The 18720-nt window shown below is 45.7% G+C and carries 13 protein-coding genes; 3 read left to right on the top strand and 10 right to left on the bottom strand.

The window, feature by feature from the left end; all coding sequences use genetic code 11:
* Positions 1-2 precede the first annotated feature (2 nt).
* Positions 3-818, bottom strand: coding sequence for an FAD/NAD(P)-binding protein (locus K8R76_09450; protein ID MCD4848405.1), 816 nt, complete (start codon positions 816-818; stop codon positions 3-5).
* Complete coding sequence (locus K8R76_09445; protein ID MCD4848404.1) at positions 815-1879, bottom strand: 4Fe-4S dicluster domain-containing protein; 1065 nt, start codon at positions 1877-1879, stop codon at positions 815-817. The genes K8R76_09450 and K8R76_09445 overlap by 4 nt, the downstream gene beginning before the upstream one ends.
* A gap of 282 nt (positions 1880-2161) precedes the next feature.
* Here K8R76_09445 and K8R76_09440 point away from each other — a divergent pair, with 282 nt between their 5' ends.
* Genes K8R76_09440 through K8R76_09430 form a run of 3 tightly spaced genes read left to right on the top strand, consistent with a single transcriptional unit; the run spans position 2162 to position 4955 of the window.
* Entirely contained in the window at positions 2162-2737 is a 576-nt protein-coding gene (locus K8R76_09440; GenBank protein ID MCD4848403.1) for a CsgG/HfaB family protein, read from the top strand.
* Between the two features lie 28 nt (positions 2738-2765).
* Positions 2766-3752, top strand: a complete 987-nt coding sequence (locus tag K8R76_09435; GenBank protein MCD4848402.1) for a hypothetical protein — start codon at positions 2766-2768, stop codon at positions 3750-3752.
* Positions 3753-3761: 9 nt separating this feature from the next.
* Complete coding sequence (locus K8R76_09430; protein ID MCD4848401.1) at positions 3762-4955, top strand: flagellar assembly protein T N-terminal domain-containing protein; 1194 nt, start codon at positions 3762-3764, stop codon at positions 4953-4955.
* 6 nt (positions 4956-4961) lie between these two features.
* Here K8R76_09430 and K8R76_09425 read toward each other — a convergent pair whose 3' ends face one another.
* From K8R76_09425 to K8R76_09390, 8 genes are all read right to left on the bottom strand, one after another.
* Entirely contained in the window at positions 4962-7058 is a 2097-nt protein-coding gene (locus K8R76_09425; GenBank protein ID MCD4848400.1) for a response regulator, read from the bottom strand.
* Entirely contained in the window at positions 7051-8262 is a 1212-nt protein-coding gene (locus K8R76_09420; protein ID MCD4848399.1) for an FIST C-terminal domain-containing protein, read from the bottom strand. Before K8R76_09420 ends, K8R76_09425 begins: the two co-directional genes overlap by 8 nt.
* A 68-nt stretch (positions 8263-8330) precedes the next feature.
* Positions 8331-9818 (bottom strand): radical SAM protein, encoded by a 1488-nt coding sequence (locus K8R76_09415; GenBank protein MCD4848398.1) that lies wholly within the window; start codon positions 9816-9818, stop codon positions 8331-8333.
* A gap of 13 nt (positions 9819-9831) precedes the next feature.
* Positions 9832-10692 (bottom strand): hypothetical protein, encoded by an 861-nt coding sequence (locus tag K8R76_09410; GenBank protein ID MCD4848397.1) that lies wholly within the window; start codon positions 10690-10692, stop codon positions 9832-9834.
* Complete coding sequence (locus K8R76_09405) at positions 10689-11819, bottom strand: hypothetical protein (GenBank protein ID MCD4848396.1); 1131 nt, start codon at positions 11817-11819, stop codon at positions 10689-10691. The genes K8R76_09410 and K8R76_09405 overlap by 4 nt, the downstream gene beginning before the upstream one ends.
* 120 nt (positions 11820-11939) lie before the next feature.
* Positions 11940-14126: a transglycosylase SLT domain-containing protein gene (locus K8R76_09400; protein ID MCD4848395.1), complete on the bottom strand. Its 2187-nt coding sequence runs from the start codon at positions 14124-14126 to the stop codon at positions 11940-11942.
* Between the two features lie 4 nt (positions 14127-14130).
* Positions 14131-15051: a tetratricopeptide repeat protein gene (locus tag K8R76_09395; GenBank protein MCD4848394.1), complete on the bottom strand. Its 921-nt coding sequence runs from the start codon at positions 15049-15051 to the stop codon at positions 14131-14133.
* Positions 15044-18715, bottom strand: a complete 3672-nt coding sequence (locus tag K8R76_09390; protein ID MCD4848393.1) for a hypothetical protein — start codon at positions 18713-18715, stop codon at positions 15044-15046. The genes K8R76_09395 and K8R76_09390 overlap by 8 nt, the downstream gene beginning before the upstream one ends.
* Positions 18716-18720 lie beyond the last annotated feature (5 nt).

The following is an 18720-nucleotide window of genomic DNA, read 5'->3' as shown; positions in this document are numbered from 1 at the left end:
TCCTAGTCCCAGATTCCCGGGAAGTCCCGAATCATATTATATGTAAAAACAGGACCATCTTTGCAGCAGTAGTAAGGACCTATTCTGCAGTGGCCGCATTTTCCGAAACCGCACGACATATTCTTCTCCATGGAGAGATAGATATTTCTGTCTTCAACTCCGAGTTCTTTCAATTTGAAAGTAGCGAATTTCATCATTATCGGAGGACCGCAGACGACTGCTTTCACTCTTGAAAAGTTCATATCAATGCCGTCCATGATCGATGTAACAAGACCTACGGGACCGTTCCAGGAATCATCGCCCTCATCTACCGTAAGAACCATGTCAATATCATCGCGTTTCATCCAACCCTCAAGTTCCTTGCGAAAGATCAACTCTTCGGGATTTCTGCAACCGCCTCTGTAAACAAGTTTTGACAGTTTGTCACTCATATGAAACAGATCGTACATCAGAGTTCGTATAGGAGCAAGGCCAACACCGCCGCCTACAATAAGTACTTCCTGACCGATGAATCTTATCATGGGGTATCCCTTGCCAAGCGGACCTCTCAAACCAACAGTATCACCCGGTTTGAGCTTATGGATCTCATCGGTAACTTTACCCACTTTTACGATGGTTATCTCCATCGTTTCTTTAATTCCAGAGTCAGAAGATGGGGTGAACGGAGCTTCACCCAGGCCTGGAACTGAGAGTTCCATGAACTGGCCGGGCTTGAAAGTGAGTTCTTCCTTCGGTTTGAACAGAAATGTCTTAATTGTAGGTGTCTCAGTTGTGACCGAAAGGACTTCGGCCTCGATAGAACGATATGGATTCTTCATCTTAGTGCACCCAGTCTTGCGAGTACCTGTCTTATATCAATTTTACCCGGACATGCGGCTATGCATCTGCCGCATCCGGTACATGCAATATCATCCGCTACAGAAGGGAAATAATCAAACTTCTTTTCAAATCTGTTCCTTAGCCGCATCCATAATCGATTTCTTGGGTTTTCTCCCCCCGCTACTCGTGCGAAATCCTTTATCATGCAGGAATCCCATATCCGGTATCTGGCCAGGCTGCCATCAGACTTCTGATCGTACAGAAGGAAACAGTGACATGTCGGACAGATTACATTGCATGCTCCGCATTCAACGCATGGAGCAGCTTCCTCTGACCAGATATCAGACTCATAATACTTTCTGACAACGCGCTGGAGTCTTTCAACTGGAGGTATATTCTTTTTCCCGACACTCTTCTCAATATGCCGCTTTACCGCAAGGCGATTATGGTCACGTTGCTCAATCTTTTCTTCATTTGCTTCCTGAAAAAGCGCCATATGATCATCGATAACCTTCTGCCCTTTATCGCTTCCGATCTCTACAACATAACCTTCATCAACCTTCGACAAATTAATATCGTATTCTGCTTCAGGCCAGGGATTAACACCCATCGCGGTGCAGAAACAGGTTTCTGCAGCTTTTGTACAGTCAGCAGATATGATCAATCCATCCGTTCTTGCTTTCATGTAGGTTGGATCTCCGTATTCATCATCCATGAATACAAAATCAAGTATTTTAAGTCCTTTTAAGTCGCATGATTTCACGCCGACAATACAGGGAGGTTTTTCATTTCGAGGGTTTTCAGGACTGAAATCAACAGCTACTTTCTCACGTCCAAGAAAGTAAAATGCCTTAAGTGGTTCGAAGGATCTGAATTCTCCTATTACATAATCTTCTTCCGAATCACCAAATGCAGTGAAAGCAATACCATCCCCTTTTCGGGAAGGCACAAATACCCTGTAATCCCCCGAAAGGGATTCCAGGAGCTGAAAAAGATTACCCCGTCTGATGTAAAGCATTGCAATGAAATAGAATTTGAAACCAGTCTTGTCAAGGGGCATTTATGCTGTCATTTCCGACCTGCTCACGACAACTCCATCTTAGTGTATTACTTGTAATTATTGTCAGGATTCTCTTTGGTTTTCGGACAGAAGGTTCTCTTCTTCAAGACCAGTATTACATACAAAATTACTAGAATATGTATTCGAGCCCTTAAATCCAGCCGGACACAGGGGAACAAACACAGCCTTAAAAGGTATTATGAGCCGCAACTGTTGTGGCTGTTTACTTCTGCTTCTTTTGCTGCACCAATTCAGATTTCTGATATTCGAAGGGAGCCTATATTGAAACGTATACTGATACTGGTGGTTACGCTTGTTTCAGGTGGACTGCTTTTTTCCTGTTTTAACACGATCCAGATGGCCGATCTTCAGCATTTGCCTGTAGACTATGCTATCTCCCCGGCATTTGATGAAAAACCGGTCTGGCGAACAGCAGTTCTGCCGCCAATGGAAAGCCTCGGATACAGCCTTTCCCAGACAGCTGGACTCTACGATTACGCGGGTTTGGCCCTGCTTAGAACAGGTCGATTCACTGTGGTGGACAGAACTGTTGTCGACCAGCTTCTTGATGAACAGGAGTTTTCCTACTCCGGCGTGGTTGACCAGGCAACTGCCGTTCAACTTGGCACGTTGCTCGGGGCTGAAGCTGTTATGACGATAAATGTTACACGGATATCCCACGACAGTTTCTGGGATGATGAACCGGCGCAGAGGGATGCAGTTCTTCATGTGAAGATCATCTCGGTGGAAACTTCCGAGGTTCTCTATACATCAACAGGCCAGGGTAATGATTTTGAAGGTGCAGAAGGCGCCCTGAGAATGGCTCTTGAGGTCGCCCTTATCGGTCTGACCAGATAAACCTTCGATAGAATAGAAAGGAACAAATATGAGAAATGCATTTTTAATCACATTCGCGATATTTCTTGCTCTTGCCGGCTGCGGAACCATGACTTCAAACGAAGACCGGCATATTACTGCGGCAGCTGAACCTGTCCATACAGCAGCCAGGATTGAACCGGTTCTGACAGCTGAATCGATTGTCCTTCCGGATTTGGAACTCCTGCCCCCTGCAAACGGGGTTGCTCTTCCCGGTGAAGTCGAGGAAATGCTATCGGACGGTGATATCGACTGGTCTGGCAACACCGTTAGAGCAGTTGGCACCGGCGTTGTGGATACAGGTAATCCCAACTCCGCTCAAGCCCTGCTGATGGCTGAACGGGCGGCGGTTGTGGTTGCCCAGCGCAACCTGCTTGAGCTGGTAAAGGGAGTACGGGTGGATTCTGAGACCCGTGTTGAAAACTTCATGACTGACTACGATGTTATCTATACTCGTGTGCAGGGCATTGTAAGAAACGCCAGGCAGGTCGGCTCCGCGAGGTTTGACTCTATCACAGGTATCGTTGAGGTGGAACTGGAAATGGAGATACACAGCCCCCAGGGTCTGTCAGGTGCTTTGAGTGCTGCACTTGGCGGTACAGATATCAGCGCGGTGTCCATGTCACCTCAGACAAGGGAGTTTCTGGAACAGTACTCAGGATTGATAATTGACGGCGGTCAGACCGGACTCCAGCCTTCAATGTATCCTAAGATCTACGATGAAAACGGCAGACTTCTGCTTGACACGAAAAATTATGCGTCCTACCTTGGTTCCGGCGGGCAGGCGGCCATACAATTTATATCAGATCTTGACCGGATACTGGATCAGCCCGAATTTGCCCAATCCCCCCTGGTACTTAATGTACGCCGGATAACCGGTCAACTTGGTTCAGACATCATTCTAAGCAACACGGACTCGGACAAACTGGGCTGGCTGAAGGACGGGCTGCCGTTTCTTCTGAGCGCGGGCCGGTTTCTCCTCCGCGTAATTATGTAGGAGCTTCTGATGAAATGGACAATACTGGTATTCATCTGTCTCGCGGCTGGGTGTTCACAGCAGGTTCTGATGTCTGACTCATCCTCTTTTTCCGTTGCTGAGACGGCACCTGAGGAATCAGGGGTTTGCTGCGAAGAAGAGATTGAAGTACTGACAGAGGGTGTCTCCGCTCTGACAGTTCAGGGAGGATGGGATATTGCACGTGACAATGCTCTTGATGATGCTCTCAGAAAAGCGGTGGAACAAGGAGTCGGAGCTTATATCGATGCTGAGACACAGGTAGAGAACCTCCAGCTTCTCTCCGACCGTATCTACTCCAGGACACATGGGTATGTAGTAAGCTACCGGATAATCCATGAGGAACAGGATGATGACCTCTATCGGGTTGTGATCAGAGCGGTTGTAAACACAGGAAATATTGAGAACGACCTGGCTGCCATAGGAATCCTGCTGAGCGAACAGAACAGACCAAGACTGATGGTTGTTGTCAGGGAGCTTGATGAACTATCCGGATTATCGAATGAAGACAGACTTATGGACGGCATCATGTTTGAAACCATGCTGCTGGATCACTTCCGGCAGAAAGGCTTCCCTGTAGTTGACGCCGCCACGGTTGAAGAAATCCTCCGGCGGGATCAGCTCAGACTCATTCTTGAGGGGGATGATCAGACCGCAGCACTCATCGGGCTTGAGGCCGGAGCGGAAATAGTAATAACCGGTACTGCTCTGCGCAGCACCAATTCCAGAATGATAGCCGGATCCCTTCGGGACATTCATAATTATAAGGTGAGCTGCCGGGCCATCAATACCAGAACTGCCAGAGTGCTCGCCGCTGCAGCTACAACCACCGAGGTCCCCTTCAGTGAAAATCAGGCCAGAATTCTTGCTGTAGATACTACTGCAGATCAACTGATAACGGATATTCTGGACAGCTGGACCCTGCGAGAAAATGTAACGGTTATTCTGGCGTCAAACTCGAATTACACAAGAGTACAAATGCTTAGATCCGAGTTGCTCCTCAGGCTCAGGGAAGTACTGGATGTTATCATCCGGGACTATACCGGTTCAAGAGCTACACTGGAAGTAATATCTGAAATAGGGACTCAGGAAGTGATGGATGAGCTGGCTTCTCCGGAAATAGGAATAGATTTCGAGATTACAGGCATGGGTGGAAACAAAATCGAGATAAGGTTTACGGATTAATGTGGGTTAACCCTTATTCATTACTTTAAGCAGGCTCTTGCATAGTTCTTTAATATTGAATGGTTTTGGAATAATACCTTTAAATCCATAGTCTTTATAGTTGGCCAGTATTGGATCCTTTGCGTATCCGCTTGAAACGACCGCCTTAACATCCGGATCTATCTCCAGCAGTTTCTTAACTGTCTCCTGTCCCCCCATACCTCCAGGTACGGTCAGGTCCAGAATAACAACATCAAACGGTTTATCTGAATTTCCGGCAGCGGTATAAAGCTCAATTGCTTCCTGTCCATCCTTAGCACTGACCGCTTCAAAACCTGAACTCTTTAACATTCCGAGAGCAACCATTCTGACAGTTCTATCATCATCCATTATCAGAATATACCCTTCGCCGGCTTTCATATCAGCTAAATTTGTTTTTCTGGCTGAAGGTTTCTTATCTGAAGCGGGAATATTAATGAAAAAAGTCGTACCTTCACCAATCGTAGATTCAACTCTGATCAATCCTTCATGCTTTTTTATTATGGAATAGGCAGTTGCGAGACCGAGACCGTTTCCTTTTTCCTTTGTTGTGAAGTACGGATCAAATATCTTTTGAAGATTCTCTTCAGGGATACCGACTCCGCTGTCTTTAACCGTCAGCTTCACATATCTTTTAATGCTTCGGGAAGGAATCTGCTCGGTGTCTGAACCTGCATTCTCTGTCCTGATCGTTAAGACACCTCCATTCTGCATCGCCTGCTGTGCATTAATAGTGAGGTTCTCAATTACCTGTCTGAACTGAACGACATCTATATCAACTGGCCAGAGGTCATCGGGTTGAGAATATTCATACTTGATACTGGAACCACTAAGGATAAAATTGACAGAATCGGTGATTATCTCCGCTATTGAGGTGGATTTCTTCAAGGGTGATCCACCTTTGGAAAAGGTCAGCAGCTTATAGGTCAGCTCTTTTGCTCTGGTAGATGCATTCAGGGCATCCTGCAGAAACTCATATGCTTCACTTTCGGGGTTGGAATACGTCTTTGCCAGGTCAATATTACCCAGAATACCGGTTAGGATATTGTTAAAATCATGCGCAATTCCACCGGCAAGAACGCCCAGAGATTCGATCTTCTGAACTTTAGCCTGTTCTTCTTCCATCTTTCTGCGCTCAGTGATATCGAGAGCGACTATCTGAACTGCTGCCCTGTCCTGGAAGGTAAAGGGAATTGCGACAATCTCAACATCCACAATAGAGCCATCAATCCTTTTGAACCTTCTCTCTGTCAGGGGAGATTCGTGATTATTCTCCAGTATGTCTGCAATCATTTTCATTATTATCTCGTGTTCGTCCGGATGGATAAAATCCAGTAAAGGATGTTCGATAACATCCTTGGAACTGGAAGCTCCAAGGAGTTTCAGCCCTGCATTATTAACCAGCGTCAGCCTGTCATCACAGGAGACAAAAATGGACTCCGGTGAAGATTGAACGAGACTGCGATACCTTCCCTCCGATTCCAGCAAGGCAATCTCAGCTTCTTTTCGCCTGACAATATCAATGAAAACATTCAGGGAGCTTTCAATGATGTCCCTGTCTTTCTCCATGAAAGGAAGACGGAATTTTCTATCCTCCATGTCATTACCAATCAGCAGAGCGACCCCTTCGTACCGGTTGAAATACCACAGGATATATTTTGATTCAATTGCATTGCAGAAAGAATCCGTTACAGGGGTTGATTCAGTATTCGAATTAACGAACAGGAACTCAGGAAAAGTGTCAGTGGTCCTGAGTACCGACGAGGAATCCTGCTTAAGACCAAGATAATACTGTGAGATAAAAGCTTCAACTTCCTTATCGTATCGAAGAACCATAGCTCGATCAACCCACATTGTGCTCAGAATAACCTGGAGGAATCGTTTCCCGATATCTTCAACAGATACATCATGATTAATAAGTTCATATGTTTTCAGTATAAGGGAAGTAGTGGTGTGTATGCGCTTTGCATCATTATGAACCTGAGTCAGTTCCTGCTGTAATCTCAGGATCTGCCGGCCCATGTCGTCACATTGACGACGATAGAAATCCCTTTCAGCCTGAATATCATCATTTTTTTTATTCATTTGTGAATACTGTCAGCACCCCCGTCCAGTCCAGCGGACGACTGCGACCCAGAAGCGGTGCAATCTCCACGCCGGAATAGAAACCCAATAACGGCATGCTATCCCCGATTATCTTCCTGACAATGCCAGCCTCCTCAACTTCAGAACCGCTGAAGCTGGAAGCCCTCCCGGCACAGTCAATATACAGGGCAAACTTCAATTTTTCCCTGTCGATGTTTTCGAGCAGTTCAGAAGTTCCTTTTTGTACTGATTCCACCATCATCCGATTATCCCGTGACATTATCTGAACCTTTGTTCCAAGTTGGAAATCCGCTTCAAAAAGCGTAACAGAGCCCTCTTCAGGATTTGAGTTAATAATAAGGCGGTTTACATACAAATTTTCATCAAAAGGAGCATAGATATCCCCATGCTTTTTCCCTATAGTCAATATTAGGGCTTGGATGATCTCAGGTAAAGTTTCATGATCTATAGCAAGTTTTTCACATATGACTTCTATTGCAGGCCGACCATCAAGTTCATAAAGAACTGGGCCGTCTATCCTGGTAATCTCCAGAAAAGAGCTAACAGGAGAACATCCATGCATAAGTGTTGTATGAGGCTGCAGTTTTTCTCCGGGAAGTACAATGGCAATTGCTGAATGCTTCATTGTTCTGCTGCCGCTGTAAATAAAACTTGATGAGAACGTGAATTCGCCAACCATGCCGGCACCTATAATATGCAGATTGTTCCCGCCAAGCCCGGCATAAAGGCCATCTATTAACTGGCTCCCGGTATAAAGCACAGGAGGCGGAGCCGACCTTGCATTATCGTAAAATACGAGTACGGTGTCACCTTCTGCAGTTATTTTTTCGAGTTCAGCACCAAGGTTTCTACCGGCCTTATACTCGCCTGCTTTCATATCGTCGATTACTACAGCTTCCGGTACAGGAAAAGGAGCTGTAAATACTGCCAGACCACATTCATAACCGGTGTATCCAAGTAAGTTGTTCGTGATTATTCCAACTGCAGAACCACCGTAGATATCAACATTGCCCAGTTCAGATCTTATTCCGGAAAGCACTCTGTCGGGGTCGTGCCGCCCACCGCAGAATGCGAGTACCCAGGAAACTGAATCCTGACCGATAATCTGGTTTTTTGCCTCACCGGCAGCTTCCCGGCCAGCTTTTTCTGATTCAGTATCCTGGCTCATGCCTATGTATACCATTTCTCTTTATCCTATCGATAAATATTTTCCTGAATTAAGAGCACGTAGGAAATCTTCTTAATCCAGGATTATGAATTCAAAGAGAATTTTCTATACTCTTTCTCCAGATTCCACAATCTGTATCGGTTATAGCCCGTTAACCTATAGATAATATCTCTTCGTATGACGTTAGTCCATACAGGCTCCTTCATCCTGAAAATTGAGTAAACTTTTTTTAGAACCCTTACAAAAACAGATTCATCAGTATTGTCCTGAAGGTTGATATAATTGGCATGGGTGAGCACTTCCCTGTTAATCATGTACAACATCGTTTCTCTGCTAATATCTTCCGGCTGTAGCCAAAACGGCATTAATATGTCTATACTATCAGGAAGTTTGCCAATATCACGAGCATAGGTGTAAACCGGTGAGCCTGGAAACAATCTTATCGCGCTTGTAATAAAGACCAGATCTCGTTTTCTGATATTCTTTTCGATAAAATCGAACGTTTCCCTGATAGTAGTTTCATTCTCCCCGGGTCCGCCAAAAAGGAAATACCAGATCACCGGTATATCGACCTTGCCCAAGAGCGCGGCGGTGTGCTTAACATCCTTCACGGCGAAATTTTTTCCCAGTGCCTTCAGCATTTTCTCAGAACCGGATTCGGGCGTGCAGGATATCTCCATGAAATTAGCTTCCTTCATCAGAGCAACGAACTCCTCTGTAACTCCGGCGGGATTGATTCCCATGGTGTTGAATGATACCTTTATGTTCCTTTTGATCTTTTCTCTGCAGATTTCCATCGCATGTTCCAGGGGGATGTTGAAGGTGGAATCAGTGAACTCGATTACCTGGGGCTTACAGTTTGAAACTATCTCCTCTATTTCGTCAACAACTTTTTTGGGATCTCTTAATCTGTAATGGTAACCTTCTATTTTATTGTATGCGCAATAACTGCATTCCAGCGCACAACCCCTTTTGGTCTGAACGGGATACGGGGCATAATTGAGCCGGTATTTCCCCCAGTCAATCCACTTGTAAAGCCGGGGCAAAGCCAGTTCGTCCAGATTCTCTATTCTTTCAACAGGATTTGCTTTTATCTCTCCATTCTTCCTGTATAACAGGCCATCTATTGATGAAATATCGGATCCCGACTCAAGGTATCGAGCAAACTGAACCAGAGCATCCTCACCTTCGCCGGATATGGCATATTCAACATCCAGAAAATCCATAATCCTTTCCGGCATAATACTGACAGCCGAACCTCCGATCACCAATGGCGCAGATGTTGCATTCTTTACCTGATTGATCACATTTTCTTTTATATCTTCCAGATAAAAACGGGAGGACTGCTGGTCAAGATTGTCTATATTCCTGATCGATATGGCTACCAGACCAGGTGAAAACCGTCGAATCTTTTCGGCTATCTCTGAAGATGGATTATCTGAAAAGATTACGTCCAGCAATTGAACGTTAAAACCTTCTCGTTCCAGGCTTGAAGCAATGTAGCAAGCCCCTATGGGGGGTACCGGCCAGGGATGTCTTTCTCTATTGGAAGAGATAATGAGTATCTTCATAAGTTCTTTGACTTTATACAACTTCTCTCAATTCAGGGTAATAGCAGCAGAGAATATTTTTCTCTTTTTCTGTCAGTGTTTTCAGTAAATTGCTTTTGCCCTTAACAAGGCTGCTGATGTATTCCGTAGAGTACAGTTTCCTTTGATTTCGCAGTTCATGCGAAAGTCGCTCTATGATATTCCGGCGATCATTTGCAGTAAAATATCGATATAGCTGCGGATTATTTTTCTGAAACACTTCCTCACCTGTTATAGTATTAAGCCTCAGAGGGACAGCAGGTGCCCCGTTCACTTTTTCGAGATGCTTTACCTTTCCAATATTTTCACAATTAAAATCCTTCTTGTAATAAGCACTATGATGCGGATTGATCATCATACAGAAATCGGTACAACCCAGAATGTCATGCCCCAGGATAAAGGTGTTTTTGAAGAGAGACAGTAGAATATCTTTGCTCTCTCTACGCGGTAGTGCTGCATCCGTTGCTAGACCGGACAGTTCACATATCATAGAATCCTTTTTCCGGATTTTATCGATCTCTTCGCTGAAAAGCACGTCAATCGGAAGCCTTCCATTACACTCCCTGATTATGGTGAGTGTACCGGCAACTTTTCCGTTTCTTTTTACAATCATCAGATTGCTTGTGGGGAGAAGATTGTGAAACCCTATCCTCATTGAAGAAGGATCCGGTTCTTGAAAACCCGATGCGAGATATCTGTCATATATCAACCTGAATGCTTCTTTCATCTCATCAATGCTTTCCGCAAGCATGAGATCTGATGTTATATCTTTATTTTCTTCGCTAATGCTAGCAACTCCTCCACTCTGGTCGTCATTGTGTCTGATAACGTCTTTTTCAGAAGCAAGAGCATTCATGTTTCAAAAAAGTCGTCACCGGATGTTGAATATCTATCATGGATTACAGCTGACAGCATACGTAATCTCACCACGTAGGAAAATAGTACAGCTTCAACAGTTCCCTTGAGTCGCTCCGGTGACTGATTGCAGCCGGCACATATTCTGCCGGGCATATACTTCTCTTTGTACTGCATTAAAGTATCGATTGAATCATATAGAATATTACCGAGAGGGTTCCGCACAGATTGGTCGTTGCAGCAGATAGAACTTCCATCAGCGGCGATGAAAAAGTTCGCGTTCCAGAGACAGGGAAATCTGAAACTCCGCAATAGGTCTGCTATCTCGCCTATGTCTGAGAAAAAACGCTTCAGGACAAGCTTCATCCGGATATTCACGCCATTAACAGTGCGTCCGTTGTACCGCCTGAATAGATCTTTGTACATATCGACTTTGACAACAGTGCTCCGGATCAAACCTGACCGGTTACTGGTCGCTGGAAATAGTACCAGTTCTATCTCGCCAAGCCCTTTACTGCGGGCAAGCCTCGTCAGGCAGTCAATCGTCTCCGGAAAATCATGTCTTATGATCTCAATCTCCGGTGGAGAGATGTGAAATAAAAGTTTTGACAGCTGTCCCCTTGCTCTGAACTCCATTGCCTTCTCAACACCGGGCAGTACCCTGGACAGGAGCGCTTCTCCCCTGTTGCTGTCACCCATCATGATCAAACCGTATGATTCAGCTTTTACTGTAGGCATGGAAATAATCAGAGATATATCGTTTTCAAGAAATGATTCCATTATTCCCGGCATATTCAGTCTTAGACCGTTGGTCACAACGGAAACTTCCGGCGGCGGAACTGAGGATATGTTCCATTCCCTCAGCATCTTACCGAACATCCTCATTCTCTGATCGAACTCAGGGTGAAGCGTTGGCTCACCATCACCCGAATTGGCTATGTAACGGACATAAATACCGGATTCAGCTGATTTCAATACACGCTGAATAACGGTTTTCGTAACAATATGTGATTGAAACTCTCTCGGGCCGTTGTAGGAGGCTTCATTTATACCGCACAGTCTGCAGGAGTAGTTGCATATACCGTGCGCAAGGCTGTTGTTAATCGATATGGGCCGGCGTGTTTTCATACAGCGTTTCCGCTGATCAGCAAAGGGCAGGAACGACTCAGGTGTTTCTTATACAACTTGAATTCAATTCATTAGAGTATTAGTGGAAACAAATCTTTATCTACAAAGCAATATAGACATTTACTCCTGTTCCAGGTAGAGAGCTCTGTATATAATGTATGCATGATGAACATTTTGCGCATAGCTCTTTGTTTCATTATACGTAATCAGTGAAAAGAATTCATCGGTTTCCATATCGATTGCTCCCCAGTGAATCGCGTTATGAGGGCCTCCATTGTACGCAGCAGCTGTTATGACCGGATCACCGCTGAACTTATGCAGGACACCGGCAATGTAGCAGATGCCGTATTCAATCGAAACCGCAGGATCGTAAAGCCTGTCAGGAGAGTAGTCATCCCAGCCCTGCTGCAGCGCTACATATTCCGAAGTGCTTGGTATCATCTGGATAAGTCCTCTGGCTCCCGCTACCGAATAGCAGGTCGGCTGGAACATGCTTTCGTTCCTTATGATAGCCCATGCAAACAGTGAGTCCAGTCCGTATTTTTCTCCGGCAGGCACAACAAATTCCGGCCATGCCATCTGATAACGGAGCATCCATAGCTCTCGAGGGCGATCATTATCATCTCCTGCAAGATCCCACATCAGATAACCCGAAATAGGCCTTCTCTCCCACACGCTGTTCTGAAGGTAGAAAGGCGCAAGATAATCAGGCCCCCCTGCAATTTCTTCCGCTTTTCTGAATTCTCCATCCGCGAAGTGCCTCAGACCGGCTTCCTGCAGAAACAGTCCGCGATAAGCCTCCTCTGGTGGCAGGACCGGGGGATGTTCGTGTCTGGTCATCCAGTCAGTAAGAGATTCTTCGGTATAAACTGGTTTCCAGGCAGGTTCTCCAAGGAGTTCCCTCGCGAAGCTCGCAGGAAGGCTTGCCGGAGCGTCTTCAATCAGTTGCTCAAGAATCACATTTCCGTCCGGATTACCTTCTGCGAGAAGAAGTTTTCCCAGCCAGTACTTCGCTGAAGAAAGGTAGACGCTTCCTGTCCATCTTGAAATGAAATCGCCGAATTCCGCCATCGAATCCGATATCCTGCCTGTCTTCATCAGACAGAAGCACAGGTAAAAATGGGCATCATCAGCCGTAACGTTGAACGGGTATTTCTCGAGTGTCATGCGGAACCACGGAATAGCCTGATTCCACTGTCTGTTCTCAGTCAGCATGTTCCCCATATACCAGGGAAGATTTCCGATCCTGTGATGATCCGGGAAGTCCGAGCGGTACTGTTCGAGAACCTCCAGCCCCCTTCTCCAGTCACCGTTCCGTCCGAGATTACGTCCAAGATAAATCAGCACTTCGGGTGTATCATTACCTGTCGGCCATTTCTCACGGTACTGCTCCAGCATTTCCACTGCTGTTTCGTAAAATCCCAGTCGGTCCCTTGTTCTTGCCGCAAGATACCACAGGTGAGGATCGGGATCAGGGGAGTTGACAGCGATATCGTAGAGTTCGTTCCACAGCCCGCCTGAATAGAAAGGATCAGCAACTGCGGCAGCCATGCTTCTGTCATTCAGTATGAATTCTCGAATCATATCGTACCCATGAGCATGAACGGGAGCTGCGGGCCAGAGTTCATAGGCCCTCTGAAAAACCTCGCTGTATCCCTCAATTCCTTCCTTCAGCATCCAGACGCCCGTATAATGACAGAGCAATGATATCAGTTCGTTATCCAGGAAACTCTCAGCAGATAGAAAAACAGAATCAGCGTCTGACAATCTTCCTGTTTCCAGCATAGCGCGATATAGGATTATGGTTTTGCTGCGAAGAGCGGTTTCCGGGAGATCATCAGGAATATTCGGAATGATCATAAGAGCAAGATCAGCTTCTCCACCAGCAAGAAGAGAATCAGCAAGAACAAGATACAGGTACTCAGGCATGACACAATCACGCATGGAAATATATGAAATCAATTCTCTTCCAACTTCATGTCCACCAAGTTGAAGAGCTTTGTAAGGAGCAAGCGAATCCGTCTGCTCAAGAAGGAGCTGTGCACAGATTACACTGGAAGCATCACTGACATCTGCCGCCTTCCAGATCAGATCATGTCTCAGTGAATCCTCCGGAGTTCTCAGTAGTGCAGCTCTGATGAAACATTCGCGAGCTTCTTCATTCAATCCAATGACTGCAAGAGAATCCCCGCATGTTTCAGCCAGGCAGCTTTTCTGCTCAAACGATATGTCATCAGGTTGATTCCCGTTCGGCTGATGTGTGGTGCAGCCGATCAGCAGAATAAGCGGAAGAAGAATAACCTTCAAGAAGCTATCGGTACTTCGCAAGTTCCTGTTCCAGCTCCGGATGCCCGGGAGCTACCTTCTCAGCCTGTTCGAGCAAAGCAACAGCTTTTGAATGGTTCTCTTCAGCCGCATAAGCTCTGCTCATGGCTATCATGACTCCAATTGAAGGTTCTGATTCCCTCTCAAAGAATTTTTGAAGGAATTCGATTGTTTCATTCGCTCGTCCGGTATGGACAAGAATTGTGCCAAGGCCCGAAATGGCAGGCTCAAGGTCAGGATCAGCTTTCAGAGCTTTTCTGAAATCTTCCTCCGCTTCATCCAGCTTCCCCTGAGATGCTTTTACATGAGCCATATTTGCCAGAAGTCCAGGATTGTCAGGACTGATTTCAATGGCATCCTGCAGGCTGGATAAGGCTTGTTCGTATTCCGCGTTATTGAAATGCATTATCGCCGAGCGATTCAAATCTTTCACTTGGTTATCCTTTACTTCTACGGAATGAAGTGAAAGCAGCTTATTCATCTCCTCAAGCTGTTCCTTCTGATATTTAGTATTTTCCTTTATAGCTTTATCAATAGAACTGACTTTCTCAGCTAGTGCGCCTCCATCCTTTTTATCTTGCTTGCTGATAACATCCTTTACGGTTTTCTCAATTGACTTCGCGGATTCAGAAAGCAGTTTGGTTACTTTTCCAAGTTCTTTGACAAAAACCTTTTTATCGACAGGATCAGGTGAATCTCCAGCCAGCAATTCATTTGACTTCACAAGCTGCTCGGTAATACCATCAAATCTCTCCTGAAACATAGTCAGGAGGTTGGTTTCCAGCTTCTCAAGACGATCATTACCATTCTCAACGGATTCATTGAGTTTGTATATCAGTTTTCCGATTCCGGTTAGAAGCTCCTCCATCGAAAGACCCTTTTTGTCAGATTCTGGTGCTTTAGCCATTATTCACCTTCTTCATTTTCGGATTGATCCGGAGCCCGGACAGTAAGTCAAGTCCGCCGCTATTATCCAGAATGCCTGTGTTTTCCATAATTGATGCAAGAGCAGGGTGTTTTTTCGCCAGAAATCTGCGAAGAGCAGATATTTCCATCATCGCACCGGTCTGCCCTATAGCCCAGACCAGTCGTTTAAGTGGCATTCCCCCGCCTGTTTTTCTGTATTCATTAATCCAGGTCGAAATGGCCTGATTTCGGAAACCCAGATTCCATTGAGCAAGAGCTTTTATATCCGGAGCTTCAGGATATTCTCCGTCAAGATTGTCAATCTCCTTTAATGCTCCCTCTGCATCTCCTGATATTGCGAGTATGGAAGCCCTCTCAATGCCTGATACGGATGACTTAATCCTTGCGTTCTGCAGTTCATTGCTCAATATGGAGAGTAACTCATCCGTACTTCCCTCTTTTGCGATAGATACTGCTTCGGACAGCATCCCCGCGGATAACAGAATTCGTACGAGTCTGACTGTTTCCTGAGAAGACAGGGAATCCTCGGAACCCGGGGGAGGTAGAGTCTTCATACATGCTTCAGCCAGCTTAAGCATTAATGATGCGTCATCAGGAGGAAACAGCATAGTATCATCAGCCAGCTTGAATAATCTTCTCACACCCTGACCGGACTTCAGAACAGCTTCAGCAACAGTTTTTGCCTCCTCAGCACCGATATCATCATATCCATCCGGGAAGAGCCTCTCAAGAGCCTCGGCTATTATTCTGTCAACCTTGACATATTTCCAGATGGAGGCTCTCTTCGCGTTTCCCGCAATCACCTCGCGAAGAAGTTTCTCTGAAGCGATTGAGTCCCAGGGCTCTCCACCCTCCATAGAAATACCGCAGAGTATTTCTTCAACCTGTTTCTTGAATCCGAGTGAAGATGCAGATCTGACCAGGCCAGAAAGAGCTTCAGCGTTATCCGCCGGATACCAGTTTCTGATGGCAATATCAAGCAGTTCCTCAGTCAATGGGATGTCAATATCCGGTTGTTTCCGGATAATCTCATTGAACGTATCCGAATCACCGGCTGCAATTGAACAGATAATTTTTGAGACGGACCCAAGCTGTGTAAACTCTGTTAGAAGACCTTCAGAAGAGAGCTCCGGTTTAAGAAGGACAGCCTCAGTGATAAGATCATCAATATCCGCATCAATCCCGTTTCTGTTCGCAGTTCGGGCAGCATACAGATATGCTTCTCCCGACGATGTCATTATTGCCATGGATACAGCCATTTCAACCAGTTCAGCACTCGAGTCAGCATCAAGATCCAGCATCAGAGCAGAGTACTGTTGAAATCGCTGGAAATCTCCTGTCTGGACTGATGCTCTGGTGAGTGAATCGATTATCGTGAACTCACCGGGGTGTCGTTCATGCATTTTTCCAAGCAGACCAATCATACTCTTCTCCGATAGAACGGGAGAAAGAATCCTGGCAAGATCATCAAATCTTTTCTCAGTCTCATAAGATATTGCGATCAGTTCCCTTGTTCTGATATTAAAAGCTGGAGCCCTCTGCAACAGATACTCAAGCAGTTCTCTGGCCATCTTGCTGGTCTTGATCGCTGTTACAGGCTTTTCAAGGAATTCAAGAGACTCTCTGATCCTGTCCTGAACAGCTGTCCTACAGGCACTGGCAACGCTCCACATTAATTCATCATCGATACTGCCATCTATATAAGATGATCCGGCGAGGATAATCTTACCCTGAGCAAGAAGATATCTGAGCCTGAACTCAGCTTCTTCAGTCGGATTACCCCATTCAAGCTCTGTAACGAGGGAAAGCTTCCAGTCTTCCGTACCTCCGAGACACTCCAGAATTGAAGCTACTGTTACTGTAGCCTTTCCTGAAGAGATCTTTGGTAGAATACTCCCCAGATCCAGTTCGCATAGAAGATCAGCCGACAATCCGGAAACTTTTTCCGCGATGCTGCTCTGATATTCAATATCATCAAGAGCCAGAAGCAAATATTCATTTGAGGCATCGGCATTCTTTTCTCTGAGGGTGATAAGAGAAGCTACATATGCCTGCCAGGAATCAGCCGGCATAAAGCCTGCTTTCTCCATTTCTGAAACGGATCCGACTTCAATACTGTCACTTGTCAGAAGCTCCTGCCCCTCCGTTGATAGATTCCTGCCGGTAAGGAATATCGAGAACCAGTCGGATGCAGCATCAGTTAGTCTATCAGCTCTGAACCGGAACAGAGCTCTAGCTTCCCTGAGTTCCGGATATCTGATAACCTGATCCTCAAGTAAATCGAGAACCTCAGCTGATTCTGAGCAGAATTTTTTGTCAAGTCTCCGTGACAGGTGATCGAGAGTCGCGGCTGCTTTACCTTTTTTACCTGTTTCAAAAAGAACCGCAGCAAGAAGAGATAGAACTGAAGCACTGTTTTTATCATGTATAAGAAGTTTCTGAACCTGCTCAAATACCCATGAGGCGTCAGAATTCAAAATCGGGAATAATGATATCACCGCGTTACTCACATCACCATTATCGACAAGATACGACGCAAGCTTCATAGCTATGATGCCCGTATCGTCTCCCGTCGCTGATATCAAGTTTCTGCAGACCTCAATCAGTCTGCCGTTGTCGGCATTCCCAATCTCGAAAGCTCTTTCAATTGCCTCCGAGGCTTCTGCCGTTTTCCCGTTTTCAAGATCCATTCGTGCAGCAAGAAGAAGAGGCGCAGCCCCACTCTCCGGATGCGAGACCAGATCATCAATGGCCGTTTCGAGTTGTCCTCTGTCCAGAGTATCGCTGTATACATCTTCAAGAATTTTGGATGCGGCTTCAGTTTTCCCGGCTGCTGTAAACATTTCAGCAAGCAGTGCTGATGATCTGCCGGATCTGTCAGTCGGAATCATCCATTTCTCGATAACATCAGCAGCATCAACAGCATCATCCTGTGACAGATCACTTCCGGTAAGCTGATTGGCATATTGCATCGCCACATCCATCTTTCCTGAAATCGCTGAAATACCCATCAGAGCTATCAATTGACCGCTTTCGAGCTGTTTTACCTGATTCCCTATCCAAAACGCAAGCAGTGAAATGTCTCTGTGCGGAAACTCCACTTCTCTGCTGATTTTCCAGAGGAAGTCAATTGCATCATTTCTATGTTCATTGAAGTACAGACACAGCGCCCATTCCATAAGGGATGATTGATCGGCTTCAGGATGAACAGTTCCGTCAAATCTGGTTGAGTTCATTGCCCGATCTTCTATCAGCGCAAAGAGGTTAGCTACAGCTATTTCATCTGCTTTCCCAAGTACATTCAGAGCGCTCTTGAAATCATGCCTGTCAATAAAGCTCTTCCATGTTGTTCTCAAGAGATCAGTTGACCTCGAAAACTCATTGAGCCGCTCAAGGAATAGATTCTGCACTTCACCGGTTACCTGTCTGTGGCGATGTATGACTTCTGCACCGACATCAGCCGCAAGATTCGGATGACCTATTTCAAGAAGGAGTTCAAGCAGTTCAAGGGCAACGCCGCTTTCTTCCAGAAGAATGCTTCTCTCCTCTTTGACTGTGGAGGATACTCGATTTACGCTGCCCTCACTGGCAAACTTCCTGATTCTCTTAAGAATTTTTCTGGGACCCGATTCAAATAATGCCATTTTCC

It is taken from the genome of Candidatus Aegiribacteria sp. (assembly GCA_021108435.1).
Lineage (GTDB): Bacteria > Fermentibacterota > Fermentibacteria > Fermentibacterales > JCC-6 > Aegiribacteria.
This window is presented reverse-complemented; position numbering and strand designations above follow the sequence as displayed.